The sequence below is a fragment of the Gloeothece verrucosa PCC 7822 genome, assembly GCF_000147335.1.
In the GTDB taxonomy this organism is placed as follows: Bacteria; Cyanobacteriota; Cyanobacteriia; order Cyanobacteriales; family Microcystaceae; genus Gloeothece; species Gloeothece verrucosa.
Map to the genome: position 1 here is coordinate 5,046,867 of NC_014501.1, position 26,972 is coordinate 5,073,838.

The 26,972-nt window shown below is 39.7% G+C and carries 26 protein-coding genes; 11 read left to right on the forward strand and 15 right to left on the reverse strand.

Features of this window, described 5'->3' with window-relative positions; translation table 11 throughout:
- Window positions 1-65 precede the first annotated feature (65 nt).
- A complete protein-coding gene (locus CYAN7822_RS22610) occupies window positions 66-545 on the reverse strand; it encodes a carboxypeptidase-like regulatory domain-containing protein (RefSeq protein WP_013324564.1) in 480 nt (159 codons plus the stop codon).
- 289 nt (window positions 546-834) lie between these two features.
- Between CYAN7822_RS22610 and CYAN7822_RS22615 the strand changes: the two genes are divergently transcribed.
- Window positions 835-1,605 (forward strand): MinD/ParA family ATP-binding protein, encoded by a 771-nt coding sequence (locus CYAN7822_RS22615; RefSeq protein WP_013324565.1) that lies wholly within the window; start codon window positions 835-837, stop codon window positions 1,603-1,605.
- A 28-nt stretch (window positions 1,606-1,633) separates the two neighbouring features.
- Complete coding sequence (locus CYAN7822_RS22620) at window positions 1,634-1,948, forward strand: hypothetical protein (RefSeq protein ID WP_013324566.1); 315 nt, start codon at window positions 1,634-1,636, stop codon at window positions 1,946-1,948.
- Window positions 1,949-2,143: 195 nt separating this feature from the next.
- Here CYAN7822_RS22620 and CYAN7822_RS22625 read toward each other — a convergent pair whose 3' ends face one another.
- The 3 genes from CYAN7822_RS22625 to CYAN7822_RS22635 all read right to left on the reverse strand — a co-directional run bounded on the left by CYAN7822_RS22625 (window position 2,144) and on the right by CYAN7822_RS22635 (window position 5,219).
- Window positions 2,144-4,120 (reverse strand): glycosyltransferase family 2 protein, encoded by a 1,977-nt coding sequence (locus CYAN7822_RS22625; RefSeq protein ID WP_013324567.1) that lies wholly within the window; start codon window positions 4,118-4,120, stop codon window positions 2,144-2,146.
- A gap of 167 nt (window positions 4,121-4,287) precedes the next feature.
- The gene (locus CYAN7822_RS22630; protein WP_013324568.1) at window positions 4,288-4,716 is read right to left on the reverse strand and encodes a hypothetical protein; all 429 of its coding nucleotides are present in this window, start codon (window positions 4,714-4,716) and stop codon (window positions 4,288-4,290) included.
- A gap of 140 nt (window positions 4,717-4,856) precedes the next feature.
- Window positions 4,857-5,219: a hypothetical protein gene (locus tag CYAN7822_RS22635; protein WP_013324569.1), complete on the reverse strand. Its 363-nt coding sequence runs from the start codon at window positions 5,217-5,219 to the stop codon at window positions 4,857-4,859.
- 372 nt (window positions 5,220-5,591) lie between these two features.
- Here CYAN7822_RS22635 and CYAN7822_RS22640 point away from each other — a divergent pair, with 372 nt between their 5' ends.
- On the forward strand, window positions 5,592-6,554 hold the full coding sequence (locus CYAN7822_RS22640) for a lysophospholipid acyltransferase family protein (protein WP_013324570.1): 963 nt from the start codon (window positions 5,592-5,594) through the stop codon (window positions 6,552-6,554).
- Window positions 6,555-6,711: 157 nt separating this feature from the next.
- A complete protein-coding gene (locus CYAN7822_RS34805) occupies window positions 6,712-9,360 on the forward strand; it encodes a diguanylate cyclase domain-containing protein (protein WP_013324571.1) in 2,649 nt (882 codons plus the stop codon).
- Here the strand turns inward: CYAN7822_RS34805 and CYAN7822_RS22650 are convergent.
- Window positions 9,350-9,802: a C6orf136 family protein gene (locus CYAN7822_RS22650; RefSeq protein ID WP_013324572.1), complete on the reverse strand. Its 453-nt coding sequence runs from the start codon at window positions 9,800-9,802 to the stop codon at window positions 9,350-9,352. The genes CYAN7822_RS34805 and CYAN7822_RS22650 overlap by 11 nt on opposite strands.
- 27 nt (window positions 9,803-9,829) lie before the next feature.
- Window positions 9,830-10,372: a peroxiredoxin family protein gene (locus CYAN7822_RS22655; protein WP_013324573.1), complete on the reverse strand. Its 543-nt coding sequence runs from the start codon at window positions 10,370-10,372 to the stop codon at window positions 9,830-9,832.
- A gap of 157 nt (window positions 10,373-10,529) precedes the next feature.
- Here CYAN7822_RS22655 and CYAN7822_RS22660 point away from each other — a divergent pair, with 157 nt between their 5' ends.
- Both CYAN7822_RS22660 and CYAN7822_RS22665 read left to right on the forward strand, forming a co-directional pair.
- On the forward strand, window positions 10,530-11,189 hold the full coding sequence (locus CYAN7822_RS22660) for a Coq4 family protein (protein ID WP_013324574.1): 660 nt from the start codon (window positions 10,530-10,532) through the stop codon (window positions 11,187-11,189).
- Between the two features lie 278 nt (window positions 11,190-11,467).
- Window positions 11,468-12,040 carry a hypothetical protein gene (locus tag CYAN7822_RS22665; protein WP_013324575.1) on the forward strand — a complete coding sequence of 191 codons (573 nt, stop codon included), beginning with the start codon at window positions 11,468-11,470 and terminating at the stop codon, window positions 12,038-12,040.
- A 267-nt stretch (window positions 12,041-12,307) separates the two neighbouring features.
- Here the strand turns inward: CYAN7822_RS22665 and pntB are convergent, their stop codons facing one another.
- Both pntB and pntA read right to left on the reverse strand, forming a co-directional pair.
- Entirely contained in the window at window positions 12,308-13,759 is a 1,452-nt protein-coding gene (gene pntB, locus CYAN7822_RS22670; protein WP_013324576.1) for a Re/Si-specific NAD(P)(+) transhydrogenase subunit beta, read from the reverse strand.
- 121 nt (window positions 13,760-13,880) lie between these two features.
- On the reverse strand, window positions 13,881-15,473 hold the full coding sequence (gene pntA, locus CYAN7822_RS22675) for a Re/Si-specific NAD(P)(+) transhydrogenase subunit alpha (protein ID WP_013324577.1): 1,593 nt from the start codon (window positions 15,471-15,473) through the stop codon (window positions 13,881-13,883).
- 333 nt (window positions 15,474-15,806) lie between these two features.
- Between pntA and CYAN7822_RS22680 the strand changes: the two genes are divergently transcribed.
- Together CYAN7822_RS22680 and CYAN7822_RS22685 are read left to right on the forward strand one after the other, a co-directional pair.
- Window positions 15,807-16,340: a DUF2808 domain-containing protein gene (locus tag CYAN7822_RS22680; protein WP_013324578.1), complete on the forward strand. Its 534-nt coding sequence runs from the start codon at window positions 15,807-15,809 to the stop codon at window positions 16,338-16,340.
- Between the two features lie 107 nt (window positions 16,341-16,447).
- Window positions 16,448-17,149, forward strand: coding sequence for a Uma2 family endonuclease (locus CYAN7822_RS22685; protein ID WP_013324579.1), 702 nt, complete (start codon window positions 16,448-16,450; stop codon window positions 17,147-17,149).
- 25 nt (window positions 17,150-17,174) lie between these two features.
- Here the strand turns inward: CYAN7822_RS22685 and CYAN7822_RS22690 are convergent, their stop codons facing one another.
- Entirely contained in the window at window positions 17,175-17,987 is an 813-nt protein-coding gene (locus CYAN7822_RS22690; protein WP_013324580.1) for a prohibitin family protein, read from the reverse strand.
- Between the two features lie 156 nt (window positions 17,988-18,143).
- Between CYAN7822_RS22690 and CYAN7822_RS40535 the strand changes: the two genes are divergently transcribed.
- Window positions 18,144-18,314, forward strand: coding sequence for an NACHT C-terminal helical domain 2-containing protein (locus tag CYAN7822_RS40535; protein WP_425365326.1), 171 nt, complete (start codon window positions 18,144-18,146; stop codon window positions 18,312-18,314).
- A gap of 32 nt (window positions 18,315-18,346) precedes the next feature.
- Here the strand turns inward: CYAN7822_RS40535 and dxr are convergent, their stop codons facing one another.
- Window positions 18,347-19,543: a 1-deoxy-D-xylulose-5-phosphate reductoisomerase gene (gene dxr, locus CYAN7822_RS22695; RefSeq protein WP_013324581.1), complete on the reverse strand. Its 1,197-nt coding sequence runs from the start codon at window positions 19,541-19,543 to the stop codon at window positions 18,347-18,349.
- A 125-nt stretch (window positions 19,544-19,668) separates the two neighbouring features.
- Here dxr and CYAN7822_RS22700 point away from each other — a divergent pair, with 125 nt between their 5' ends.
- Entirely contained in the window at window positions 19,669-20,316 is a 648-nt protein-coding gene (locus tag CYAN7822_RS22700) for a class I SAM-dependent methyltransferase (RefSeq protein WP_013324582.1), read from the forward strand.
- 163 nt (window positions 20,317-20,479) lie between these two features.
- Here the strand turns inward: CYAN7822_RS22700 and CYAN7822_RS22705 are convergent, their stop codons facing one another.
- From CYAN7822_RS22705 to murC, 3 genes are all read right to left on the reverse strand, one after another.
- A complete protein-coding gene (locus CYAN7822_RS22705; RefSeq protein WP_013324583.1) occupies window positions 20,480-20,824 on the reverse strand; it encodes a YbaB/EbfC family nucleoid-associated protein in 345 nt (114 codons plus the stop codon).
- Window positions 20,825-20,934: 110 nt separating this feature from the next.
- Entirely contained in the window at window positions 20,935-21,885 is a 951-nt protein-coding gene (gene murB, locus CYAN7822_RS22710; RefSeq protein ID WP_013324584.1) for a UDP-N-acetylmuramate dehydrogenase, read from the reverse strand.
- Between the two features lie 114 nt (window positions 21,886-21,999).
- The gene (gene murC, locus CYAN7822_RS22715; RefSeq protein WP_013324585.1) at window positions 22,000-23,496 is read right to left on the reverse strand and encodes a UDP-N-acetylmuramate--L-alanine ligase; all 1,497 of its coding nucleotides are present in this window, start codon (window positions 23,494-23,496) and stop codon (window positions 22,000-22,002) included.
- A gap of 441 nt (window positions 23,497-23,937) precedes the next feature.
- Between murC and CYAN7822_RS22720 the strand changes: the two genes are divergently transcribed.
- A complete protein-coding gene (locus CYAN7822_RS22720) occupies window positions 23,938-24,951 on the forward strand; it encodes a type I glyceraldehyde-3-phosphate dehydrogenase (RefSeq protein ID WP_013324586.1) in 1,014 nt (337 codons plus the stop codon).
- Between the two features lie 218 nt (window positions 24,952-25,169).
- Here the strand turns inward: CYAN7822_RS22720 and CYAN7822_RS22725 are convergent, their stop codons facing one another.
- Together CYAN7822_RS22725 and CYAN7822_RS22730 are read right to left on the reverse strand one after the other, a co-directional pair.
- Complete coding sequence (locus CYAN7822_RS22725) at window positions 25,170-25,826, reverse strand: DUF3226 domain-containing protein (protein WP_013324587.1); 657 nt, start codon at window positions 25,824-25,826, stop codon at window positions 25,170-25,172.
- A 2-nt stretch (window positions 25,827-25,828) separates the two neighbouring features.
- Window positions 25,829-26,968: an AAA family ATPase gene (locus tag CYAN7822_RS22730; RefSeq protein WP_013324588.1), complete on the reverse strand. Its 1,140-nt coding sequence runs from the start codon at window positions 26,966-26,968 to the stop codon at window positions 25,829-25,831.
- Between the last annotated feature and the right edge of the window lie 4 nt (window positions 26,969-26,972).

Below are 26,972 nucleotides of genomic sequence, written 5' to 3' on the forward strand. Positions count from 1 at the left end.
GTTTCGGTGTTTATGTCTCAATAGTTTGGTAATTCTCTGGATGTTTAAAATGGTATAGAAGCCGCTTACTTGAGGCGGCGGCGGAATAAGAAAACGGTTAAACCCATACCACCTGCAACCAGAGCGGTTTGTAGAGGATTAAAAGGAATAAAAGCGTAGTGAATATCTCGCTTGAGTCCCTGACTAATGTGGTTAACTTCAATTCCTTTGCTGTCTACAGGAATGCTTAAATAATCTTCGTGTCCTTCTTCTTTAATAATTTGTATCTCCCACTCACCCGGAATAGACGTATCTGGAACAAATACAAATCGACCTTTGTCATCAGTAGTAGTTTCCAGCCAAGGTTTTGAGTGATTGTCAGGGGCATAAACGATCACCTTAGCTTGCTGTAAGGGTTCACCTGTACTATAAGTGGTTTTCATTTCGAGTTTTCGGGCAAAATCAGAAGACATGGCAAAATTCGTCTCAATGGCGTGAGCAAACGCCCGAGTCGGCAGCCCCAAAATCGTTAGAAACATCAATGGTAACAGTAGAGTCTTCTTCATGGTAGTTATTCTCCTGTTAGATCTGTGGTTATTGTATAGGTCGTTTCTCTTGGCGGGGGGTTCCCTGCCGCTTCCTGTAAAAAAATTTTTTTGAGAATGTCGATTTTTGTTTGAGTTTAGGGAATGTTATGAGAGTAGTCTCTGAGATTGAGCGGTCAAAAGGGCTATGTTCTTTATAGAGCGTAGCCTTTTCCTAACCCCAAAAAAAAGAGTTAAATACCTCAGACCATCGCTCTGTATTGGACTATTGCCACACCAATGCACTTATTATCATTACAGGTAATGTCTTATGACGCAACTCGTAGCCATTCACTCCTACAGAGGAGGTACCGGCAAATCTAACTTGACTGCTAACTTAGCAACCATGACCGCTTTGTTAGGTAAGCGGGTTGGGATCGTAGACACGGATATTCAATCTCCTGGTATCCATGTTCTATTTAGGTTGGATGAAACAAAAATTAACAAAACCTTGAATCATTATCTTTGCAATACATCGTGTCATGTTAAAGATATTGCTTATGATGTCAGTTATGTTCTTAATAACGCGGCGGTAGAAAATGCCGAAGATTTAGGAAAAATCTTTTTAATTCCTTCCAGCATGAAAAGCCAAGATATTGCCACGATTATTAGTGAAGGTTACGACGTGGAAATCTTGCAGCAAGGCTTCTCGGAACTGGGCGAATATTTTCAACTGGATTATCTATTTGTGGATACTCATCCGGGTTTAAATGAAGAAACCTTACTCTCCATTGGGCTATCGAATATTTTAATTATTATTTTGCGTCCCGATCAACAAGATTATCTAGGAACGGCTGTGATTGTGGAAGTAGCTAAAGAACTAGAAGTTCCTAAAATTTTCTTAGTTGTCAATAAAGCTTTGCCGGAATTTGACTCTAGTATCCTTAAGGATAAGGTGTATGAGACTTATCAATTGCCGGTGGCCGGGATTCTTCCCCTATCAACAGAAATGTTACGTCTAGGTAGTCAAGGATTATTCTGCTTGTATAACCCAGACCATAAGTTAACTCAACAATTACGCCGAATTGCCAATCATCTCTAAACTTTTAATTAAAAAACTTTAATCAAATATGTCTGACCTTACTCAATTTGATTTTCCCTACAGTGACGGATTAACGTTAACCAAGTTCAAGAATTTATCGTCTTATCAACGACAGTTAATAAATTGGATTAGGCAAAAAGAAGAATGCAGTTTATTAGAGATAGCACTTCATCTGTGTCAGGATGAAGAAACGGCTTTTAAAACCCTTGTTCCTTTAGTTAAACAAGGAATCCTAATTCAAATTATGATCGAAGAAGACTCATATTATCGAGTTTATTTAGCTCCAAAACGAGGGCGCAAAATTCCTGCTAAGTTGAAAAAAAATGACCCGAAAAAGCCATAAAAGGAGACAGGAGACTCCAAGTCAGGAGATAGGCCTTAGATGGCTTCTGGGATGAGTGCTATCCTCAAAGCGTAACGGGTTTTTCTTAGCTCCCAAGAGATGGTCTTCGCTTGGGGGCTAACTCTATTTTAGATTGATTAGCTAATTATAGTTAATCTGTAAGTAAACTACTTATTCCCAAATCATTCCACCGATCTATCCATTTATAGACAGTTTTATGAATGCTTTGATTGCATAAAAAAAGAAATAAAAGTTAATAAGACAATAGACAGCACCAAGCCATTCTTGAAGATAAAAAAACCTCAAAAATGCTAGGACTGAATATAGACAAAGTGCATAGTTAATAAATATGAAAAGTCGTGGGGCAGAAGTTCTATATTTTACTTTAGGTGTTCTTTTGAATGTAGTATGTTTCCCCGTTATAATTTGTTTTACTGATTGAATAAAGCCACCTATGTTAATAGGTATAAGGATTAAATTTAAAGCAAATACTCTAATAAAATCAGTTTTTTTATAGCCCATATATTCGAGGTCTCGAACATATAAATAGCAGTAGGGAATAAATAGAATAAATGAAGTAGAGAGGGTAGCTCTTTCCTCTTGATTAAAAGGAAGTAATAATAACAAAAGAATTCCCAAATTAATTGCAGGAGGTGAAATTAAATAATAATTTCTCAGTATTGCTTCAAAAAATAATTGAGTTTTTTTGGGTTTTTTTATTAGGTATTTAACTAACTTTGGTAAGATAATAATACCTCCATTTGCCCATCTTTGTCTCTGAATGACAAGAGAGCCAAAATCATGTGGTGTCGCACTATAAGATAAAATATCAGGATAGTTGTATAGCTTCCATCCTTTATCAATTAGATCTATGGTTGATTCAGTATCTTCAATCACCGTTCTATCTTGAATATATACCTTGATATTAAATTCACCCTCCTTTCGAGTAGTCAGAATACTATCCAATGCCGTTTTTCGTACCATTGCATTTGCCCCAACCCAATAAGTGGCATGATAAAATGTCGAACCTTGATGGATAATATGTTGTATGTCTGTAGTCGCACCTGCTATTCTTTCCAAAATACCTGGAGGGTTTCGATAAGCACAGTAAGGAGTTTGAGCTACCGCAACTTTTTTATTTTGAGGTTGTTCCAAAAAATATGTCAATAACTGTGTGTAGCTAGGCAAAATAATACTATCAGCATCTAATATAATAATGTAGTCAGAATCAGGAATTAACAAATTTCCTTGTGGATGATTAATAATCTGTAAACCTTTCTCTGTGTTAATCTCTTGAAATTTTCCTCCCATTAATGCAATATAGCTATTGATATTCATAGCTTTATTACTTTTGTGCGATAGATTGTTATAAATTTTTCGTTCAAAGCTTGATAATTTAACATCAAAAATACCAATTAGTTTTTGATAAAGAATCTTGATTGTTATTGGGTTAGTAGAATCCAAGTTTGGGGATTTTTTTAAAGAATCAGCAATTTGAATTAGGGATTTATACTGATGGAGAAAAAACTTTTCTATCATCAGTTCTTCTGCGTGATCCTGCGGGTTATATTCTTCGGCTTGTACTTTAAACCATATAGCTACCTCGATGAATAAATCAGCAACTATTTCTAATTCTTTAATAAGACTAATTTGATTTTCTTCATTTTTTTTAAGAAAATTATTGTATTCCCGATTTATTCTTTCAAACATTGGATTTAGTAAATCGTGAATCTCTTGAGTAATATGACGGGTAGATATCAGCAAATTAAGTTCATCGATATTTTGGGGATTTGAAGGATTATCAATTAATAGCACTACATTTTTATTAGGATATTCCTGTAAAGCAGCAGATAAAAGTGTCTGTTTTATGATTCTTATATCCTCTTTATAAGAAGGGATTAAATAAGTTATTTGAGGAGCATTACTACAATAGAAAAAGTTACTAAGTTTCTCATTATTTATCTCGGCAAAATTAATTTTTCTCTTCCAATATCCCAAACGGCATAAAAAATATGATAAAACGCTATAATAAAATAAACACAAATAAAATGTTACCGGAGCAAAAAGGGGTTTTTTAAAAATAGTTATTGCCAAGAAGAAGCAAAATACTATGTATAATGTTGTCAAAATAATTGCTACATTAGTATAATATATTTCTTTCTTTTTTTTCATGCAAAATTATCCTACTTATAATCTATAGGTTTATTAGAAAAGCTTCTAAACGACATAATAAAGCCAAATTTTCAGCAGTATTATCTTAAGGACAAGTGCCTGTTAGTTGTCCGTTTCCCATTGAACAGGGGATGTTACCCGTCGCCTGACAGTTCGTTCTTGGTACTTTAGTTACCAGTAATATTAATTTGAAGGCGGTAGTTAGCAACCTCATTTCGACGCGCAGCATTCCGCACTAGAAAAACTTGGATTAAATAATCACCTGTGGCGGGAAGTTTACCTTCATAAGCGTTGTCGTTATTCTCCCCAATAACCAGTGCCGCATCCTTGCCCGGAACTTTGCCGGGGGCGAAAATATTAAAAGAATTGCCACCGTTATCGCTGTTTAAGCCAACCGATAGGGTTTGTCCGGCATTAGCTCTAATTAAGTAATGAACAGTCTGTTCACCCTTAATTTTGCCTTGAAGGGTTGTGCCCGATTTTCCGGATTGAAATTGTACTCGTTGCTGGCGAACCTGACTTAAGACAGGGATAGTAATCATCACAGGGAAAGTTACTAGAGTAGCTAGTAATAAAGCTGAAAAGATTTTACGCATTTTTAAGGTTTTCTTCCAATGGTTTAGGATGGAGATGAACGGGCGCTCGCTTTTTAAAAAAAAATCAACAAAGCTCTCTTGTTTGCATCAGTTTTGTAGGGCTAACTTGGCAACGAACTTGTACCAATCACCCAAAATGCCTAGAGACTTCCTTCATCGGCCATAGAAAAGATGTAGTTATAAAGTTCAGTTCCCGTTTTTTTGTTGATCACCACAAGTCGACTTGTCCCACGATCATACATGACACGAACTTGTCTATCTTCAGCAATAAACATATTACCGGATGTTCTGCGAAGAGTCCCTCGAAAAGTAAATTCGCCTTCTTTAATTTGAACCGCAATTTGATTATTATTTCTGGGTGTCATGTAAGTTACGGGAGTGGGAGAGTTAGCTATTATCCTAGAAAACGGCTCGAGGTTTTGAGCTTTTAGGGGTAAAAATGTTCCCACTGTAGCACTTAAGCTTAATGAAGCAATAATTAAAGATAAACGTTGAAATAACATAGGAAATTCCTCCTCATAATAATTGAACCCTAGGTTGAGTGACAAGGCTCTATGAAAAGAACAAGTTAAATATCATTGTTTTTTCTGGCCAACAACACATAGGGCTGACATCAGACTTGCTCGTGGTTGCAAGTTTTGTCCTTAACGCTCATAAAAATCAGTCTTAAGATAGTTGTCAAATCTTAATTTATTATTACTGCCTCCGTCAAGTCTGTTTTCCGGATTCTCCCGATCAGGTGTCAAGACAGTTATACAAGAGACTGGAGAGAAAAATTTTGGTCGTTTACTTACAGATTAACTATAATCAGCAAAAGAGGGTGAAAAACGCTATAAGCTGATCCTAAATCGATAATTACTCCAAGTAGTCATAAAATGACCTCTAACTCTCCTGAAGCCCATAGCCTTCTTCCCAACTTACCGCCTCTGACATCCGCCACGATACAACGGGCGCAAGAAGGGCTGGCTGCCGCTTGTGATCGCGCAGTCAACGAAGCCATTAAACAAGCCCTAAAAGAAATTAATCTGATCAGCGAAGGAGAAAAAGATCGTCGTGCTAGTGGAAGACTGCGAGGCTTCGTGATGCGATGGCTGATTCAGGCTCTATTCCGTGTAAAAATCGAATATGCTGAAAGAATTCCGCAAAGCGCAGCGATTTTAGCCCCTAATCACCTCAATCACATCGATCCCTTTTTGCTCTTATCAGAACTTCCCCATCAACCTTATTACTATATTTTAGGAGATGCCCGTACCCTTTATAACCAGTGGTGGAAGCGGAGAATACTGCGGTTTGCCGGGGGCGTTATTCCTTTATTACGGCGTTGGGGAGAAGAATTTGCCGTTATTGAGGCAGCAAAGACTGGGGTGCCGAACGAGTTCGGCACTCAAGGTTCAGAATTAACTCAATTAGCCAAAGCCATCGAAGAAAACATCCCCACTGGTGGAGATGTTCAAACACTCAGACAGATTGATCGTTCAGTGCAAGCAATTTTAGCGCGTGGAGATGGAATTATTTTATTTCCTGAAGGGCGCTTAGGAACCACCGAAGGAGAGTTACAACCACTTAAAAAAGGAGTCGCTCTTTATGCTTTACGCTCAGGTGTTCCTATTGTTCCCATAGCCTTAATTGGCACAAAAAATTTATATCTCTGGAAAACCTTAACCCTTCGTTGTGGTCATCCGTTAGTATTTCCCCAGGTAAAACACCCGAAACGACAAGAAGTAGAAGAAGTCTTAGAAAAATTAGAGGAGGCACTCAAGGAACTTTTGCCCCTAAATTATCAAGAACCTGAGCAAATTAAATTATTCAGTCATTTTTTGAATCAGATGTTTTATTAAGGGCGAGCAAGCTAGAATATTGATACTCCCTCAAAATATAAGCTCTTACAACAGATCTGCTCATTTGTTATCTTAAATCTCTAACTCAATGAGGAAAATTTTTGGGGGATTCTCCTTTAATCTTTCCAGTAGCTTCTCTTTGAGAACCATACTGGTGATGTCAGCCATTGTGCCAATTTTTACAGCAGTTAGTTTAGTTGCTTATTTCTCATATAAAAATACTCAACAAGTGATCGATAAATTAGCTGATCAGTTAATGAGTGAGGTAGATAATCGAGTTCATCAGTACCTAGAGACTTATCTAGCAACACCTCACCGGCTCAACCTTAGCAATGCTAATGCGGTGGCTCTTGGACAGTTAAATCTCCTTGAGCTAAAAGAGGTAGAACGTTTTCTCTATTGGCAGAGTCTCAATTATCCCTATCTCCCCGATATTATGTTTGCTAATGAACGAGGGGATTTCAGAATTGCTGATTATATTAAGGGTAAACGGTCAATCTGGGCGGCAGATTATCCCAATATTGACAAAATTAATCAGTATGCCATCGATAGCACAGGGCAACGGATTCATTGGCAGCAAACTCTGCCTATGCCTGATGGGGACATCAGAAAACGCCCTTGGTATCAATTGGCTAAACGGACTCAAGCCGCACGATGGAGTACAATCTTTACCTTGGGTGACGATACAGATTTAACCATTAATGCTAGTCTTCCCATTTATGAGCCAAAGACAAAGCGGCTGAGGGGGGTTTTTGGAGTTCATATTTATTTGAGTCGAATTAATCAATTTCTCCAGCAAATTCAAGTCGCTCAGTCAGGGGTAGTATTCATCATAGAACCCAATGGCTTACTCGTTGCTAGTTCAACCAAGGAACTCCCCTACCTTAAAACCAATCACAATACTTTTAAAAGACTATCAGCTATCGACAGCAAATATCCCACTATTCAGGTGGCGAGCCGCTCAATAATTTCAACATTTAAGAGCTTTAGTCAGATAAATCGTCATGAACATCTGAAATTTACTCAATCAGGGAAACAGTATTTTCTTCATATATCCCCATTTAAAGATCAATATGGATTGAACTGGCTGGTTGTAACAGTAATCCCAGAATCGGATTTTAGCGAACAGGCTTATAAGATTTATACCCGTCATATCATCATTTTATCTGGGATAGTGCTGTTAGGGGCCATTGGACTAGCCACTGTGACCGCTCGAGCTAGTACCCGCTCTCTGTTGCGGCTGAACACTCTCATTAAAAATCTGGCTAAAAATAACTTTGAGCTAGTTAAGACGATCAGCAATATTACCGAAGTCAAGGAACTTACAGAATCCTTCAATCAGATGGCCCAACAATTGCAACAGTCTTATGAAACAATGCGCTCACTTAATCAAGAATTAGCGGACAAGGAAGCTTATGTCACTAACTTATTAGAAATGTTGCCCATTGGGGTTGCTCTGCATGATCAAAATGGGACTGTTACTTACTTGAATCAAGTTGCCAAGCAATTACTTAAAATAGAGAGTATCCCCTTGGCAACTCGAGAAGAACTCAGCAATGTTTATAACGTGTATCAAGTAGGCACAAACGAACTCTATCCCCCAGAAAATATACCAGCATTGCGGGCATTAGAGGGAGAAACGGTCTTGTTAGAAAATTTGGAAATTCATTTGCCTCACGCAGAGATAATTATTTTAGAAGTCAATGCTACACCGGTTTTTAACCAGCAGGGCGAGATTATTTCATCCATCGTGGCTTTTCAAGATATTACCCTTCGTCAGCAGGCAGAGCAACTTTTATCGCGCTACAATCGAGAACTAGAAGCAGAAGTTCAGCAGCGCACTCTAGCCTTAGAAAAAGAAATTCAAGAACGTCAGAAAACCGAAGCCGCCTTACGAGAGAGTGAAACCCGCTTTAGAGAAGCTTTTGCCACTGCCGCCGTTGGGATGGCAATTGTTTCTCTAGAAGGCAAATTTATCCAAGTCAATGCTTCTCTGTGTGAAATGTTTGGTTATGAGGAAATGGCACTGCTGAAGTTGAGCGTAGAGGAGGTTACCTATCCAGAAGACCTAGAACTTGACCTTGAACTGGTTAGGCAGATTATTATCGGTAAAATAGCCCATTATCACTTAGAAAAGCGATACATTCACCGAAATGGGCATTTAATTTGGGGACTTTTGAGTGTAGCACTGATACGAAACCCTGATCAACAGCCGCTTTATGTCATCGCGCAAGTTCAAAACATCACCGCACAAAAAGAGGCAGAAGCGGCTTTACTAGAGGCAAATCGAGAACTAGAACATCTGATTCGCATTGATCCACTGACTCAAGTCCCCAATCGTCGTTATTTTGATGAATATTTCCAGCAAGAATGGCAACGAGGAATAAGGGAAGAACAACCCTTATCGCTGATTTTATTAGATGTGGATTATTTTAAACGCTACAATGATTATTATGGACATCCAGCCGGTGATCGCTGTTTAGCCGCCGTAGCGCAAGCAGTCAAACAAAGCTTAAAGCGTCCTGCCGACCAAGTAGCTCGTTATGGGGGCGAAGAATTTGCCGTTATACTGCCGCATACAGCCCTTGAGGGTGGAATGATCATGGCTAAACAGATTCAGGACTCTCTGCAACAGTTTAGTCTGCCGCACAAACGGTCACCCATCAGCAATTGTGTCACTGTCAGCTTAGGAATTTCCTGTATTATTCCTAGTAGTTTTATGTCTAGTGAGCGGCTAATTATTCAGGCCGATCAGGCCCTATATCAAGCCAAACAGCAAGGAAGAAATCGATATGCTATTTATTAGGGGTTAGGCTGCTTTCACCTGAACGGAAAAATTGCTGTAAAATCTCACCGGGTTGGCGGTCCCAAGTATCAATATGCTCATAGATTAAACCCTCTGAATTGAGCTTGTAAGTGGAAAACCCCTTAAAAAAAATATAAGCTTTCCAAGGTACAAGTAAAGTCCCTCGTACCGTCCAATCTGCCCTAATTATATCTGGCTCAATCTCCTTAACTTCATGAAGATCAAAGAAAATTTCCCTAAAAAATAGCTGTCCATGAAACCGCAATGTCCAATAAATAATGCGATAGTTTAATTTACCTTTAAAAGTATTAACTGGGTCTTTAAAATAGATATCTTGAGTATAGATATCATAAGATATATCTTTTTCAAATAAGGTTGGTAAATCGGCTTTCAGGGTATCAATAACCTGATTAATTTTGTTTTTTAAGCGGCTGCTTGTCATCTTGTCAGTACCATCTACTTAAAATTGTTAACTGTTATGTGTTAAGGGTTTTAATTGTGTCAAAATCTGATCGGTGGAAGCATTACCATCAATAAAAGAAAATAGATGGCGGTAGGTAATACGGCCTTCCTGATTAATAATAAACTGAGCCGGTAGGGGAGCGCCTAAAGCTTGTCCTGCGCCATAAAGACGAAAGGTTTTACACTCTGGATCGAAGAGAAAAGGATAAGGGAGATTTAACTCAGTAACAATTTCTTGACTTTGTATCGAATCTGTGCTACTAATCATAAGCAGTTCTGCCCCTTGATCACGGATGTCTTGATAACGGTCTTTCAGTTCCTTAATGTGAGGATAACAATAAGGGCAAAACAGTTTTTCGGTAAAAATGCGGGTAAAAGCTAGTATGACGGGTTGTTTTCCCCGATAGTCTGATAATTTTAGGGTTTTACCTCCTATTTGGGGCAGGCTAAAATCGGGTGCCAAATCACCTACAGATGGTACAGTAAACCCCGGCAGAGGAATGAAGTTTTTAGCAAATCGCTGGTTGAACAGTCCTGTATTAGAGGTCATAACAAGTGGTTAAGTATTTTGTTATTTAATGTAACACAGTTAGAATGAGGACTTCTGACTGAGCATCAGCCGCTTATTCTGTGCCGCCCAAATCCAACAGTTAATTATGTAAACTTTGTTATTATATATTTCAAGAAAAACAATAAGAAAAAATAAAATGCAAGATTTAAATCAAGATCAGCCGGGGCAAGATTCGCTTATTAAAAGCTTTTTAAGAATGGTTCACTCAGCCGATGGAGATTTTGAGGCTATTAGGGAACTTACCGAAGCCGCTAGTGATGAAAAAAGCTTAGACTTGATGATAGAATTTCTAGAGCGGCATCCCCAAGCAAAAAAAGCTTTTGAACAACAGATTTGTTTAGGTGAAGTCAATTTACAAGCCTTACATCTATTACCGAAAAATACTTTAGGATATTGTTATGCCGATAATTTAATCACCAATGGATTCAGTCCTCTGAAAGCAGACGAACCTAAGAACAAATATCAGTATTTATTGGCTCATATTATAGAAACGCATGATATTTGGCACATCATTACAGGGTGTAATACAAATATCCTAGGAGAATTACAACTAGAATCTTTTTATGTAGGACAGCTTTATGCAACCCGTTTTTGGTTAGCGTTAGTCGCCAAAAATTTACTGAAAGTAGTTATCGATGATATCGAAAAATCTACTCAGTATATGGACGCAATTACCCGAGGATGGATCATGGCAAAACAGGCAGAACCGTTATTTGGAATTCAATGGAATCTTTTTTGGGAAACACCGCTAGATGAGGTGCGGCGTTCTTTCAATATTATTCTGCCTGATAGTTGATTAATTGTCCGCACCCTTAACACAGATAGTTTTAGTCTGGGGTTTGAATAATCGAAGTACGAATCCATATTTCAGTGCTACCCGTAAGACTTCCAAAGCGAAAAGGTGCTACAGTTCTACTAATCACCGTTGTATCCGGAACCGGTAAATCGAGAAGAGAGGCAATTAATAAACCATTAGCTTTAAGTACCTGGACAAAATTAAAGTTAACTGCGAGTTTGGGGAACTTTATAACTATAGGGTCTGAAATATATTAACGCGCGAGTTGTGTTGACTTCATGGATGAATTAATAAATGAATCAAATTCCGAGCAGTCTATTGAAGTTAATGGGATTAAGTTTGAAACTTTAGTTCCAGAGCCAATAGTAACTATTCCTAAACCTGGAGAACGAACTTTTTTAAATTTAGGAGTCCGCATTACTAATATAAGTTCAATTTCTTATCGTTTTGATATAGAACAGTTTTATCCAGAATTACTAACTTCTAAAGAGCAATTAATTCAAGGTGGAATAAACAAAAATGTCACTCCTGAAAAAAAAGACTCCGATATTCCCTTAATTAGTCCAGAGGAAGAAATTAAATTTTTGTTAGAGCTTTATTTAATTTGGTTTGAGCCAAATATGCTTATTGTTAGAGGCGAAATGTATGGAGTAATTCTAGAGTTTTCTTCTCATGATGAAAGTTCAATACTCAAAATTTTACCAAGTTCCTATCGAATTAGATTTAGATACATCAATGTATATTCAGAAAAACAGATGTTTTTATTTTCTACAGGAAGAACCCAAGTTAAACAGTTTTGGCAGGGAGAAGTCATAACTCCATTTAGAAATTTATTAATTCAATCTATTTAGAGGGATAAATATTTTATCCGAATTTTAACTTTTTCTTGGCTAATCAAAAAATGAAATACAATGCGGCTTTGCGCGAAATAAAAAAGATGGGTTACGGCGGATTTTGATATTATTAATCTTGTCAAAAATTGTCGCCGCCTAACCCATCCTACAAACTACAAGCTTAATACTTTGCGTCCTTTGCCGCTTTGCGCGAAACAAAAAAAGATGCGACGGCGACGGATTTTGACATCATTATTGTCGCCGCTAAAACGCATCTTACAAACCTTAACCTACCAAAACCTTCTCACCAGCTTGTGACTCACTATTCATCTCCCGCAGATGAGAGAGAATCTTATCAACATTGAGCTTGGCATCTCCAAAAAGCATTTGAGCATTATCCTTATAAAACAGAGGATTATCTACCCCCGCATAGCCGCTTGCCAAACTGCGTTTCATTACCACCACGTGAGCCGCTTTCCACACCTCCAGCACCGGCATACCCGCAATAGGACTATCTGGGTCTTCCATCGCACTAGGATTCACGGTATCATTAGCCCCAATCACCAGCACCACATCCGTATCAGCAAAATCCTCATTAATTTCATCCATTTCCAGAACAATATCATAAGGCACATGAGCCTCAGCCAATAACACATTCATGTGTCCCGGCAAACGTCCTGCAACTGGATGAATCCCAAAACGGACATTAACTTTCTGTTGGCGCAAAAACTTAGTAATATCAGACACCCCATGCTGTGCTTGAGCAACCGCCATCCCATAACCGGGCGTAATAATCACACTTCTGGCGTGCATCAACAATTCCGCCACCTCATCGACAGAGGTAGAATGCACAGTTCCTTCCGTCTTTTTCTCGCCTTTATCTTTACCCGCTTTAGCACTACTCGCTCCTTCACCAAACCCGCCCAAGATCACACTAATAAAAGACCGATTCATGGCGCGGCACATAATATAACTGAGGATAGCCCCACTACTGCCCACCAACGCCCCGGTAATAATCAGCAAATCATTAGACAACATAAAACCGGCTGCGGCTGCCGCCCATCCTGAATAGCTATTGAGCATAGAAATCACCACCGGCATATCAGCGCCGCCAATAGCCGCCACCAGATGAACGCCCAAAACGCAGGCAATACCCGTCATCATTAATAGAGGTTGTAAACCTTGCGGGAAGGATGACTGCATAAACAAGAAACCTAACCATAGGGTCCCTACCAACATCGCCAAATTGAGCAAATGACGACCCGGTAAGGTTAACGGTTTGCTGCTGAGGATAGCGCGAAGTTTACCGAAAGCGACAATAGAACCGGTAAAGGTAATTGCCCCAATAAACACACCGATGTAAATTTCTATTTCGTGAATACTCGCTTCTACGCCTACTAATTGCGGATCTGGGTTAAGATAATTCGCCAAACCGACTAAAACGGCGGCTAACCCCACAAAACTGTGAAGTATCGCCACTAATTCGGGCATAGAGGTCATGGCCACCCGAGAAGCCACGATGGCTCCAATAATGATCCCGGGAACAATCATGGTAATTAAAGTCCCGTATCCGGTCACTTGGGGAGACAAAGCGGTGGCTAAAAAAGCGATTGCCATGCCGATAATGCCGTATAAATTCCCTTTACGGGCGCTTTCTTGGTGCGACAGTCCCCCTAAGCTGAGGATAAAGAGGGCACTAGCCGCAATATAGGCCACTGTTACTAAACTGTTAGACATGATTTTTTATTGTTAATTGTCATTAGTCATTGGTCATTAGTCATTGGTCATTGGTCATTAGTCATTAGCTATTTTTAACTCTTATACTGATAACTAATGACTAGGGACTATTGACTAATAACTATTTTCTAAACATCTTCAGCATTCGTTGAGTTACCAGGAAGCCGCCAGAGATATTAATGGTTCCCACTAAAATAGCGATCGCTCCTAAAAGGGTTGTTGGGGAATTGATAGGCCCATTAATTTGTAATATCCCACCAATAATAATGATCCCACTAATCGCATTGGTCACACTCATTAAGGGAGTATGTAAAGCCGGCGTAACACTCCAAATCACTTGCCAACCCACAAAACAAGCCAAGACAAACACGGTAAAGTGAGACAAGAAAGAGCTAGGAGCGACTATGCCGATTCCTAATAGGGCTAAACCCAGGATAATAAACCACAGCGAACTCTCTCCTTTCTTTTTCGGTTCTTCTACGGTTACAGAAGCCTCTTTAACTTTAGTTGCTCCTGTTTGGGGAGAGGGGTTACTGGGTTTCGGTGGCGGCCAGGTAACTTGTCCTGAGTGCAAGACTAAAGCGCCGCGAATGACTTCATCCTCAAGATCAACTTTATAATTTTCGCCACCTCCCATATCTTTGAGGAGATGCCATAAATTATTCCCATACAATTGACTGGCCTGGTTTGCCATGCGGCTTGGTAAATCGGTTAATCCAACAATGGTTACGCCCTTATAAGCATAAACTTGATTCGGTTTAGTGACCTCACAGTTACCGCCTTGTTCCGCCGCCAAATCGACGATGACTGAGCCTTCTTTCATACTTGATACCATTTCTTCTGTAATCAAGCGAGGAGCCGGTTTACCTGGAATTAAGGCAGTGGTGATAATAATATCAACTTCTTTAGCCTGTTGGGCAAACAGAGCCATTTCGGCTTTTATAAATTCTTCACTCATGACTTTGGCATAACCGCCTTGCCCACTGCCATCTTCTGCAAAGTCTAATTCTAGGAATTCTGCCCCCATGCTTTCTACTTGTTCTTTGACTACTGGGCGGGTATCAAAGGCGCGCACTACTGCCCCTAAACCTTTAGCCGCACCAATTGCCGCTAATCCGGCCACGCCGGCACCGATGATCAATACTTTAGCCGGGGGAACTTTCCCGGCGGCGGTAATTTGCCCGGTAAAAAAGCGCCCGAAGTGATTAGCCGCTTCTACCACTGCCCGATAGCCGGCAATATTGGCCATGGAACTGAGGGCATCCATTTTTTGAGCGCGGCTAATGCGCGGGATAGCATCAATGGCTAATACTGTTGCACTCTTGGCGGCTAAAGCCTCTAGGAGATCTTTATTTTGGGCAGGCCAGATAAAACTAATCAAGGTTTTGCCTTCGGGAAGCTTTTCCACTTCTTCTGCTGAAGGGGGACGAACTTTGAGGATCATATCGGCTTCACTCCATACTGTTTCCGAAGCCTCAATAATTTGACAATTTGCCTGCTCATAGGCATTATCTGAAAAATTAGCCGCTACTCCTGCCCCGGCTTCTACCAAAATCTCAAATCCGAGCTTTTGGAGCTTTTTTGCAGTATCAGGCGTAACAGCAACGCGAAATTCGTTAGGGTATGTTTCTTTTGGTACACCAATTTTTCTGGGTTTTGAAGGAGCTACAGACTGTTCTGTCACTGTAGCTTCTTTTGGTACAACTATAGTCATAAACACCTTCCTTTTAAAGCGGCTTTTGAGGCAAAAGTCGTCTTCTTATGTGATTTTTATACTCCTTATTCAGCTTTTCTGCAAATTACGAATCGAAACTATGCTATATTACACCAAATAAGGAGAAACTTTTTTAAGCTTCCTTAAAGGATCGTAATTCGATCTACAAATTTTGTGTCAAAAACTTTAAAATGTTTCATAATTACATCCGTGACACTTACCTAGCCGGCTGACTGGGACACTTCTAGTCTCGGTTTTTTCGCTAGTGTATATCTAGTAGGAAACTATTAGAAAAATTCCCAGCCAAACCTATAATAAAAGCAATAAACGCCTATGTTGGTTCTTAAAGCCTCTGTTAAACGCCTACTGCCTGTCTTAGTCTTGTCAGGAGGGTTGATAGCGAGTTTACCACTTTTTACCTGGGCAGGAGGAAATCCAGGACTAACAGTTTTTAGTGGAGTAGATCGCAAAGATATTCTCGACTATTTCCTTCAATTCGGAGGGAATCCCGAGGAAATGGATCGCTATAAATTATATATTCCGGCGAAACGTTTGCCTCAAGGAGCTTCAGCTATCTTCATTTCTTATCCTGATTATTTTGACGGGAATTTTGATACTAAAAAAGTAGAAATTCGCGTTAAAGGCAAGCCTCTTCCTTTAAAAGAGGTTTATTGGGATAAAGAAAGTCGATTTTTAGAAATTACTTTAGATCAGCCTCTAGCTCCGAATACTAAAGCCGAAGTAGTCTTGTCTAATGTCACTAATCCTAGAACGGGTACTTACTATTTGATCTGTGATGTGATGGCTTCTGGGGATATCCCTGTACGTTTGTATGTGGGAACTTGGATTGTCAGCATTGAACGCTAAAAAATCTCTTTTTCAGTGGTGTGGGGGGTAGATGACAAGTTTTGCGCTTATCTATCCCCCTTAAAATTGCTAAGATAAAGATAGTCTCAACTCCCCTATAAACTGTTATGTCTAGCTATGAAGACATACTAGATGAAGTCATATTTCCTCCTAGTGATTTAGAAAGTGATGAGCCGCCATTGGAATCAGAACTCCATCTAAGACAATTAATTTTACTTATTCAATCTTTAGAATGGCTCTGGAAAGACCGTCAAGATTTCTACGCTTTTGGTAATCTCACAATTTATTATAGTCCTCGTCAACGTAAATCCGAAAATTTTCGCGGACCAGACTTTTTTGTCGTCTTAGGAACCGAACGCAAACCCCGTAAAAGTTGGGTGGTTTGGCAAGAAGATGGTAAGTATCCTAACGTTATTGTGGAGATTTTATCATCAACAACGGCTAATACAGACCGAGGATTAAAAAAGCAAATCTATCAAGATATTTTCCGCACTCCCGATTATTTTTGGTTTGATCCCATTAGTTTAGAATTTCAGGGTTTTCGCCTAGTGGGTGGACATTATGAAGATTTACAACCCAATCAGCAAGGATGGTTATGGAGTGAGCAGTTAGGGTTGTATTTGGGCATTGATAACGAGCAATTACGTTTCTTTACTCCAGAAGGAGAATTACTGCTGACTCCAAAAGAAGCGGCCCAAATGGAAGCACAACGCGCTGAATCGGAAAAACAACAAAGGGAGGAATTAGAGGCACTCCTTGCCCGTTATCGGCAACAGTTTGGCGACTTACCGAATTCATCCCAGTTTTGAAAGGATATTAAAATTCCCCAAGGTATTAAGGGGTAGCCGCTTGCGGGGAAGTAGGATTAATATTAATTAGAGGTAAAGCATTGCTGTTACCCATAACCGTTGGATATTGCCCATTCCATTTGTCAATCGCCATTTTTTGCAAAAGTGCGGGCGTTAGAGTTTGCTGCAAGAGTTTTTGTGCTTTTGCCTCTCCTTCGGCTTTGCTAATTAAGGCTTCAGCTTCTTTTTTAGCCGTTATGCTTCGCTGTTCGGCTATTTGTCGTTCTTCAGTTGCCTTGGTAAATTCTTCAGAAGCCGTTAAGTTCACAAAAGAAATATTATCGACTACAATTCCATAGGGAGCCAAACGTTTTTTAATTTTAGCAAAGATATCAACTTGAAGTTCCTCGCGTTTGGCAAGAATTTGTTCTAAAGTTTTAGAAGGAATAGTTGCCTTAACTGTCTCATCAAAAATCGGTGTGATAATTTTATTAACCACTTGTTCCTCAGTCCCGATTTGTTGGTAAATTTCTTTCAGTTTGGCAGGTTCTACTCTCCAATTTAGAACAGTTTTAGTATTAATTTGCTGTAATTCTTTTGTCCGCCCGTTTGACTCTATTTCGGTTTTCTGAATTCTTGTATCAAATTTCTTAACTTGAGTTGTTAACGGGAAAACAAAGTATGTTCCTTCATTAAGAACTGAATCTTCTAACTTACCGAGAGTAATGACCAATCCTTTTTGACCAGGGTTAATAATCACAAATAGCTGGAATCCCAAAATGATTAACGCCATTATTCCTATTGCTCCTCCAGTAATAATAAACCAAATAGGGTTTCTTACAATAGCATGGGGTCTCATGACGCGAATTCTCCATTATGTGTTGGTTATATTTTTTTTGTTTTTAATTAAAATTTATTGAATAGAATTATTTTAATCTTACACTAAAATTGCTTTTCAATTCAATTCATAAACTTCATAAAGTTCAGTGAAGTTTTAAATTTAGACTATTTACGTATGTTTAATCAATTTAGTAAACGGCAACAGGAACTCTTAAGGCAATATTATTATGGCAATAAATTCCTAATGATTTGCTTAAATAGTGATTGTTGTGTGAGAAAAGATGTACGCCGGAAAATTGAGAACACTTTGTTATTGCTAACTTCGCGCCTCAAAACAAATTTTTAGGGGGCAGGCACGGGGCACTGCCCCAAGAATATTTATAGAACTGAAACAACAGGACCTTTTATTTGGGTCATTTCATAGGCGCGAAGCACTTCGGCTCTTGCCCACCCATCAGCCGCAATAATATCATCTAAGGTAGGCGTAGAAGTATTTTGAGTCGTAAAGCGATCACAGACCATTTCAATTAAACGGGGAATATCCAAAAAGCCGATTTTTTCTGCTAAAAATAGTGCTACCGCTTGCTCATTAGCCGCATTCAACACAGCCGGCATCGCTCCCCCGGCCCGCCCAACAGCGTAAGCTAACTGCATACAGGGATATTTATCATGGTCCGGTTCTCGGAAAGTCAAACTACCAACTTTAACTAAATCTAAAGTTTCCCAATCAGTATAAATCCGTTCTGGCCAAGACAGGGCATAGAGTAACGGTAAACGCATATCAGGCCAGCCCAACTGAGCCAAAACCGAGGTATCTTGTAACTCAATAAGAGAATGAATAATACTTTGGGGATGAATCACAATGTCGATGGCATCATAGTCTACACCAAATAAATAATGAGCTTCAATGACTTCTAAGCCTTTATTCATCAAAGTGGCTGAATCAATGGTAATTTTTCGACCCATAGACCAGTTAGGATGTTTAAGGGCATCTTGTACCGTAACCGAGCTTAATTTTTCTACCGGTAAATCGCGAAAAGCCCCACCCGAAGCGGTTAAAATAATCTTTCTCAACCCTTTTTCGGGTACACCTTGAAGACATTGAAAAATAGCCGAATGTTCTGAGTCGGCGGGTAATAATTTAACCCCGTGTTTTTCAATTAAAGGCAGAACCACCGGACCCCCAGCAATTAAGGTTTCTTTATTAGCTAAAGCGATATCTTTACCGGCTTTAATGGCGGCGATAGTGGGTAAAAGTCCTGCACATCCCACAATACCGGTAACAACACTTTCTGCATCTCCATAAGCGGCAACTTCGACGACACCCGCTTCTCCAGCAACGATAATAGGAGAATAATCTAGGGATGAAAGAGCCTCTTTTAGGGCAGAAACATGAGCCGTATTGCAAATAGCGACAATTTGGGGGCGGAATTGATGCACTTGGGCCGAGAGTAACTCCACATTGTTACCGGCTGCTAACCCGACCACTTGAAATTGATCGGGGTATTGAGCGACAATATCAAGGGTTTGAGTACCAATAGAACCTGTAGAACCGAGAACAGAGATTTTTTTCACAGCGATTTAACTATAACGGGGGATCATATTCATTAACATTTACTATAATTTTTTCTGGCTCATTTAAAAAGATTTTCATGATTCATTCCTCTTGCCAACAAAGCGTTATTTTCTGAGGTAAGCCAATGCAGATAGAAAAAGTAATCGAGACTTATGATCACGGAGCATCAGAGTACGATTTTATTATGAAACGCTACTGGCACATAGAGCGGCAACCGTTAATCGATTGGTTGCAACTCGGTACGGGACAGACGGTTTTAGAGGCGGCGGTGGGAACAGGGCTTAATCTACCGGCTTATCCTGAAGGGGTGCGGGTTATTGGCATTGATCTGTCTCAAAAAATGCTTAATGAGGCCCGTAAAAAGCCAGTCAGTGCTGATATTATTTTACAAATTATGGACTTGCAAAACCTGAGTTTTCCGGATGATAGCTTTGATGCGGCGGCTTCGGGTTTTACGCTGTGTGTGGTGGCTGATCCAGTAGTAGCACTAGAAGAGATGATCCGAGTAACCAAGCCGGGCGCATTAATTGCTATTCTCGATTACTGTAAGTCTCGAGACCCTGAAATTGCTAAATGGCAAGAGTTGATCTACGATGCCAGTTCTCAAATGGGTTTTCCCACAGGCAAAATTAAATGGGATGCTCTGATGGATTACGATAAATTAATTTATAATAGTCATCTGCCCATTGAGGTAATTGTGGATGAGCGCCTCGATAGTCCTAATCCGTTTTTGTGCGGTTGTCAATTATTGCTTAAAAATATAAAACGTTAAATTTATAAGCTAAACCTAACAACTCTGTAGCTCACGCTCATTGAGAAAGGGGAGCGGCGATTTTTTGGGTTCATTAAAGTAGCTTAATTTTCCTTAAGAGTCAACAGTCAACAGTAAGCATTATGATTGAGGGAACTCACAACTGTTAACTGTTAACTTTTGGTTATAAGCCGGGTAAATTTAACCCACTGGTGAGTTCTTCCATTTTTTGTCTCATCGTGTCTGTCGACTTGCTATAAGCATTTCTCATCGCCTCGGTAACTAGCTCAGATAGTGCTTCTGCGCCTTTTTCTAAGGCGGCGGGTTGAATAGTGACACTACGAGGTTCTTGATTACCACTCATGATGACTGTTACTGAACCATCACCACTTTGCCCTTCAATTTCCATTTTTTCGAGTTCGTCTTGGAGTTGTTTTGCTCCTTCTTGAACTTGTTGAGCTTTTTGGAAAGCCTCTTGTAGTTCTTTAATTTTGCCTAAGCCAAAGCCAAAACCTTTTCCTTGTGCCATATCCTTTAAATTTCTTCCTTTTGCACGTTTTAACTAGAGTTGTTTACTCAAAGATAGTTGGTTGAGCAAAATAAACCTCTAAACTTGATCATAGTACCCGATGAAGGTTTTTAGATCGCCTCAAACTCACCCAAGATTTTTACCTCTGGCTCCAATAATAGAGCATAGTGAGCTTGTACTTGTTCTTGAACATGGCGAATCAGTCGAAAAATATCTTCGGCTTTGGCATGACCACAGTTAAGAATAAAGTTAGCATGGCGATGAGACACTTCAGCCCCTCCAATGCGATGTCCTTTTAATCCTAACTGTTCAATTAAGCGGCCGGCTGCATGAGGGGTAGGATTACGAAAGACACTGCCACAACTCGGGCGGTCATAGGGTTGTGTACTTTTACGCTGTTTGAGATTTTGGCTGGTGGTGGCCATCACTTCTTCTTTTGTAAAGCCAGGTTGTAATTGAAAAGTCGCTTCAATAACCAGACGGCGATCACCTTGTAAGTTAGAGGTTCTATAACTGTAATTTAACTGTTGTGGTGTGAGTCTTTCGACTGTTCCATCTGGTGATAAGACTAAAGCGCTGACTAAACAATCTGCCACACATTGAGTGTGGGCCCCGGCATTCATAACCACTGCACCGCCTATGGTTCCGGGGATGCCTACCGCCCATTCTAGTCCTCGCCAACCTCTTTTAGCCGCACTCCAAGCTATACGAGCAATGGGTTCACCGGCACCGGCTGTTATTTGTGCAGTTTCTGGGTCAAAATTACTGTGGCGTAGATGGCGTGTACTTACGACTAACCCAGGAATCCCGCGATCACTAATGAGTAAATTTGAGCCAGCACCCAACAGGGTTAAGGGCAGATCTTGCTGATTAAACCATTCAAATGTTGCTTGCAAGCTGTCCCAATTGCGAGGGGCGGCATACCATTGAGCTAATCCACCTACCCGATAAGAGGTTAACTCAGCAAGAGAGACTTGAGGATAAATCAACTTATCGGTGCCGGATAAGGCCATAGATGAGGGAGTTCCTTGGCTTGGAGTGCAAAACAGTGTCAAAGACATGATTCCTGATTATGATGCTGGTAGAGGGAAAAGACTATGAAAAAGAACCTTTGTTCCGTATTTAGGGGGAGCATCAAGCTATCAATGTGGCCAGCCCATCGCCCCCTTAATCAGTTATGCGGCTTTGGGTGCGAGCAGTTCAGGAATAATCTGATTTAGATTGCCTGCCCCTAAAAATAATGCCAAGTCTCCAGGTTGTAAAATTTCGACTAGGAAACTTCCCAAAGACTTTAAGGATGGATGATAATACACTTGTTTGTGATAACAACTAATAGCATCAGCTACTTGTTGTCCGCTCATTTGCCCAAGATTCACTTCTCCGGCGCTGTAGATATCGGTAATGATTACTACATCAGCATCACTAAAAGAAGTGGCGAACTCATCCATAAAAGTCGCCGTGCGACTGTAGCGGTGAGGTTGAAAAATAGCAACAACTCGAGAGTAACAATCCTGATGGGAACGTAAACGCGCTGCTTCTAGAGTACAACGAATTTCACTGGGGTGATGAGCATAATCATCAATGAATGTAATTCCATTGCAATGACCTTTATGTTCAAATCGTCGTTTAGCACCTTCAAAGGTAGCGACAGCTACAGCTATCTCTTCAAAGTCGAGGCCGAGTTTGCGTCCCACTGCCACTGCTGCCAGGCTATTACTTACATTATGTTGACCGAGCAAGCTGATATTCATCTGTCCCAGGTATTGTCCTCTTTCCCATACCTCGACGAGGCTTCCTTGGGCATGATAAACAACGTTTTTCACGGTATAGTCAGCTTCTTTTTCGGGATCAAGACTGTAAGTGATCTGGGGGTTTAGGCGCTGGCGAACGGTTTCACAATCAATACAGGCGATCAAGGTTTCGCACTGCCGCTCAAAAATTTGGAAGGTCTGGATTACTTCTTCTAAATTTTGATAATGATCCGGATGATCCAGTTCTATATTGGTGACAATCCCAATGCGTGGGGAATGTTTAGCTAATGAACCATCTGATTCATCCGCTTCTGCCACTAGGAACCGCCCTTGTCCTAAGCGAGCATTTCCTTGCCAAGCATCTACTTCTCCGCCGACGATAATCGTAGGATCTAAGCCCGCTTTCAGGAGCATATAACCGATTAAGCTGCTGGTGGTGGTTTTTCCATGAGTTCCCGCTACAGCAATGCTATAATAGTCTTTGATTAAAGCCGCTAAGACATCAGAGCGATGAAAAATGGGATATCCATTCTCTTTGGCTGCTTGATACTCAGCATTATTAGCGGCTATGGCTGTCGAACAAATTATTTGAGGTAAATGATTTGTTGAAGCTTTTTGAGGAAAATCTGATTCAACCTCGTAGCGAAATCCTACTTTGTGGCTCTCTACAGTGGAGGCTGTAACTAGAGCCGGTAGAGCTTCTGAAGCATTTTGAAAGATATTTAAATTGGTTGCTTCTTGACGATGAAAAATTTTTGCCCCTACAGATTGTAGGCGCTGAGTAATATGGCTAGAACGAACATCGGAACCGGATACGGGCAATTGTCGTTTGGCTAAAACATAGGCCAAGGCTGACATTCCAATGCCCCCAATCCCGATAAAATGAAAAGGCCTGCCGTTAAAATCTACCGTTTTCACCATTAAATCTCCTGACACACCACAACACTAAAATAATAGTATTGCTTTTCTAATAGGCATAGTTTAAAAAGAATTACGGCTTATGATAGCAGAAACGTCAAGCATCCGTCATAAGCCTCTGATTAGATTATTGGACGTTAAGCATCTAATTATATGTTCCCTATAACCTATTCCCTAGTTAACCGTTAACCGTTGTCACGGGAGCGTCCCTTTCTAGGAGACTCTTTGGCAGGAGACAAGCGATTAAAATTTATTCCCCTTAGCCTTATTACCTATAGCCTATTCCCGACTTCCTCCCTCTGCTTAGTACATTTGTTTGGTAAAAACGTTTCAAATTACGACAAATTTAAAAATGGGGATCGAAATTGTACAAGCTTTAGGATATGATTGGGGTCATTAATAATGTTTTAATGTATTTAGCTAGAGTACAGAGGGCAAGACGCAGTGATTAGAGTAGCGATCAACGGATTCGGACGCATTGGACGCAATTTTTTAAGATGCTGGCTAGGTCGCACAGATAGCCAGATAGATCTAGTGGGACTCAATGATACTTCAGATCCCAAAACCAATGCTCACCTGCTCAAATATGACTCCATGTTGGGCAAATTGGATGCTGATATCAGAGCCGATGAAAATTCTATTATTGTTAATGGTAAAACCATCAAGTGCTATTCTGATCGCAATCCTCTAAACTTGCCCTGGGCTGAATGGGGAGTTGATTTAATCATCGAATCCACTGGGGTATTCGTTGATTATGAAGGCGCTTCTAAGCACATTGTAGCTGGCGCGAAAAAGGTTTTGATTACCGCACCAGGTAAAGGGCCAAATATCGGAACCTATGTGGTAGGGGTTAACGATAGTGATTATAATCATGATGAGCATGAAGTCATCAGTAATGCTAGTTGTACCACCAACTGTCTAGCACCTGTGGTTAAGGTGATTCATGAGAACTTTGGCATTATCAAAGGAACCATGACCACTACCCACAGCTACACCGGTGACCAACGAATTTTAGATGCTAGTCACCGCGATCTCCGCCGCGCAAGAGCCGCCGCTATTAATATCGTTCCTACTTCTACCGGAGCGGCTAAGGCAGTAGCTTTAGTTATTCCTGAAATGAAGGGTAAATTAAATGGGATCGCGCTGCGAGTTCCTACTCCTAATGTGTCTGTGGTAGATTTAGTCGCTCAAGTTGAGAAACCGACTCTTGCTGAACAAGTCAATGATGTTCTTAAAGCGGCGGCTGAAGGTTCCCTCAAGGGAGTTCTTGAGTATAACGATCTGCCTTTGGTTTCTTCTGATTACCGGGGAACTGATTGTTCTTCTATTATAGATGCCAGCTTGACGATGGTTATGGGCGGCGACATGGTTAAAGTTGTTGCTTGGTATGACAACGAGTGGGGTTATTCTCAACGGGTTGTTGATTTGGCTGAACTTGTTGCTCGTAACTGGAAGTAATCCGGTTTGTAGTCATTCACTGGATATTAATTGATTGCTTTTGAAGGCGATCTTATTTTAGAGGGGGAAGCTGATTGGTTTCCCTCTTTTTAGCTATTTGTCCACAGTAGAACAAGAGTTAAATTAAGAGCGGCAACGAGTAGGTGAGATGGAGGAGTTATTAAAACGCTATCGAGAGCAATTTGGGGAGTTATCCGAATCAAAGTTTTTATGAGTCTTTATAAATCGTAGAGGGTTTTAAACCAGTTGATAAATATTTGAGATTTTGGATGATTCGGATTTAATATTCTTTCCATGACAGCATTATGTAATTGTCTTCCTGGCGGATTTTGCCAAGCTAACCAAGTGTGTATTTTAGCTTTGTCTGTGTGGTTTTCTATAAAAGTAGCACCTAAATTTTTAGCTTCTTGTATTACGGTTTGGGTATAAGTCCAGAGCGGCTCATTTTCAGTTGGAATAAGATAAGCTAAAAATGTTTCTAGCATTCCTTGCATTCTATTATCTGGCATCATCCAAACACCTATTTTTTTACCTTGATTGAGTCCTTCTTGAATCTGATGAATTAAGCCGGTGTCGGGTAAATCTTGAGGGAAATCTGGGATAGTGGGTAAACAAACATCACGAATTTTTTGCCAGCGACCTAGAGGGTTATCATCAGCATCAACCATTATACCTAAAGCGGTTACTCTAGGGGGTTTAAACTGGGTTGAGATTTGTTTGGGTTCGAGTAGTTTTTCAACGCCATTATAAGATTGTATATCAACGGGTTCATTTCCTTTCGGCCAAGGAATGCCATTTTCTTCCATTAAATAGGGGATAACTCGTTTGTCTTCATCGCCTTCTACTAAAAGGATTTTTGTGTTATTTCTGTTCATAGTTAACGGATTTCAATCCCCCTTTGTGCGGCGATAACGATTTCACTCTCATCAAATAATATAGAAGCTTCTTTATTTTTATCAATATGATGAATTCTGATTTCTTGGTCTTTTTCGCTTATTTTTTCATCACAAATTAAATTCGCTAAACTTGTCCAGCAATCACTATTATGAGTGGTGGCAAATACTTGTATATTTAATTTTTTTGCTGTATGCCAAATGATTTTCCACATATCATACATGGTAGTATAATGCAAGCCGCTATCAATTTCATCCACTAATAAAATTCCTCCCTCTACATTAACCATTGCTAATACAAGTGCTAACATTCTCCAAATTCCATCCCCCATACTCCCTATAGGTATAGGTTTTTGTCTCTCTGATAATTTTACTAAAAAACCTCCTTTTTCTCCTGTTCTAAAATTCTCTTGATTTTGTCTAACTGAAGCAATACGCTCAATTGTTGGCTCCAGGATTTTAAGGGCATTTATGACCAGTTGTTCATCAGAAGTTAAAACGATTTTATCAAATAAAGTATTAAGGGTTGAAATATCTATAGAATAAGGAAATATAAATACTCCTATTTTAGCTAATTTAGACTTAGCTATGCGTTTATACTCCAGTCTCAATTGATCTAAAATTAATTTTTCTTTTTTAACTAAAAATTTTTTAAAAACATTTGAATTTATATTGTCTTCTGTCCATTGAATAATCAGTTCAAGTTCGCTTATGTCATCAATTGAAATAGGCTCAGGTCGGCTTGTTCTTGTATAATTTGTTGCTTCAAAATTTTCTTCAAATAAAATTTTAAGTTCTCCTTGACTTCCATTATCAATACCCATCATTTTAATTTGACTTTCAGCAGATAAATTATGCTGATAAAAAAGATGTTCAATTTCATAAGTTTTAACAGGTATTATGTCTGAGGAATATTTTATGTTTTCCCATAAATATTCACCTCTAGAAGACATCAATTGAGCTAAAGATTTTAAATCAAATTGAGAAGAAAAAAGTTGTACGGCTTCTAACAGGGAAGTTTTACCACTATTATTCTTTCCCACTAATAAATTAATCCTACCCAAATTATTAAGCTCAAAAGACCGAAAGCAGCGAAAATTTTCTATTTTTAATGACTGCAACATATCT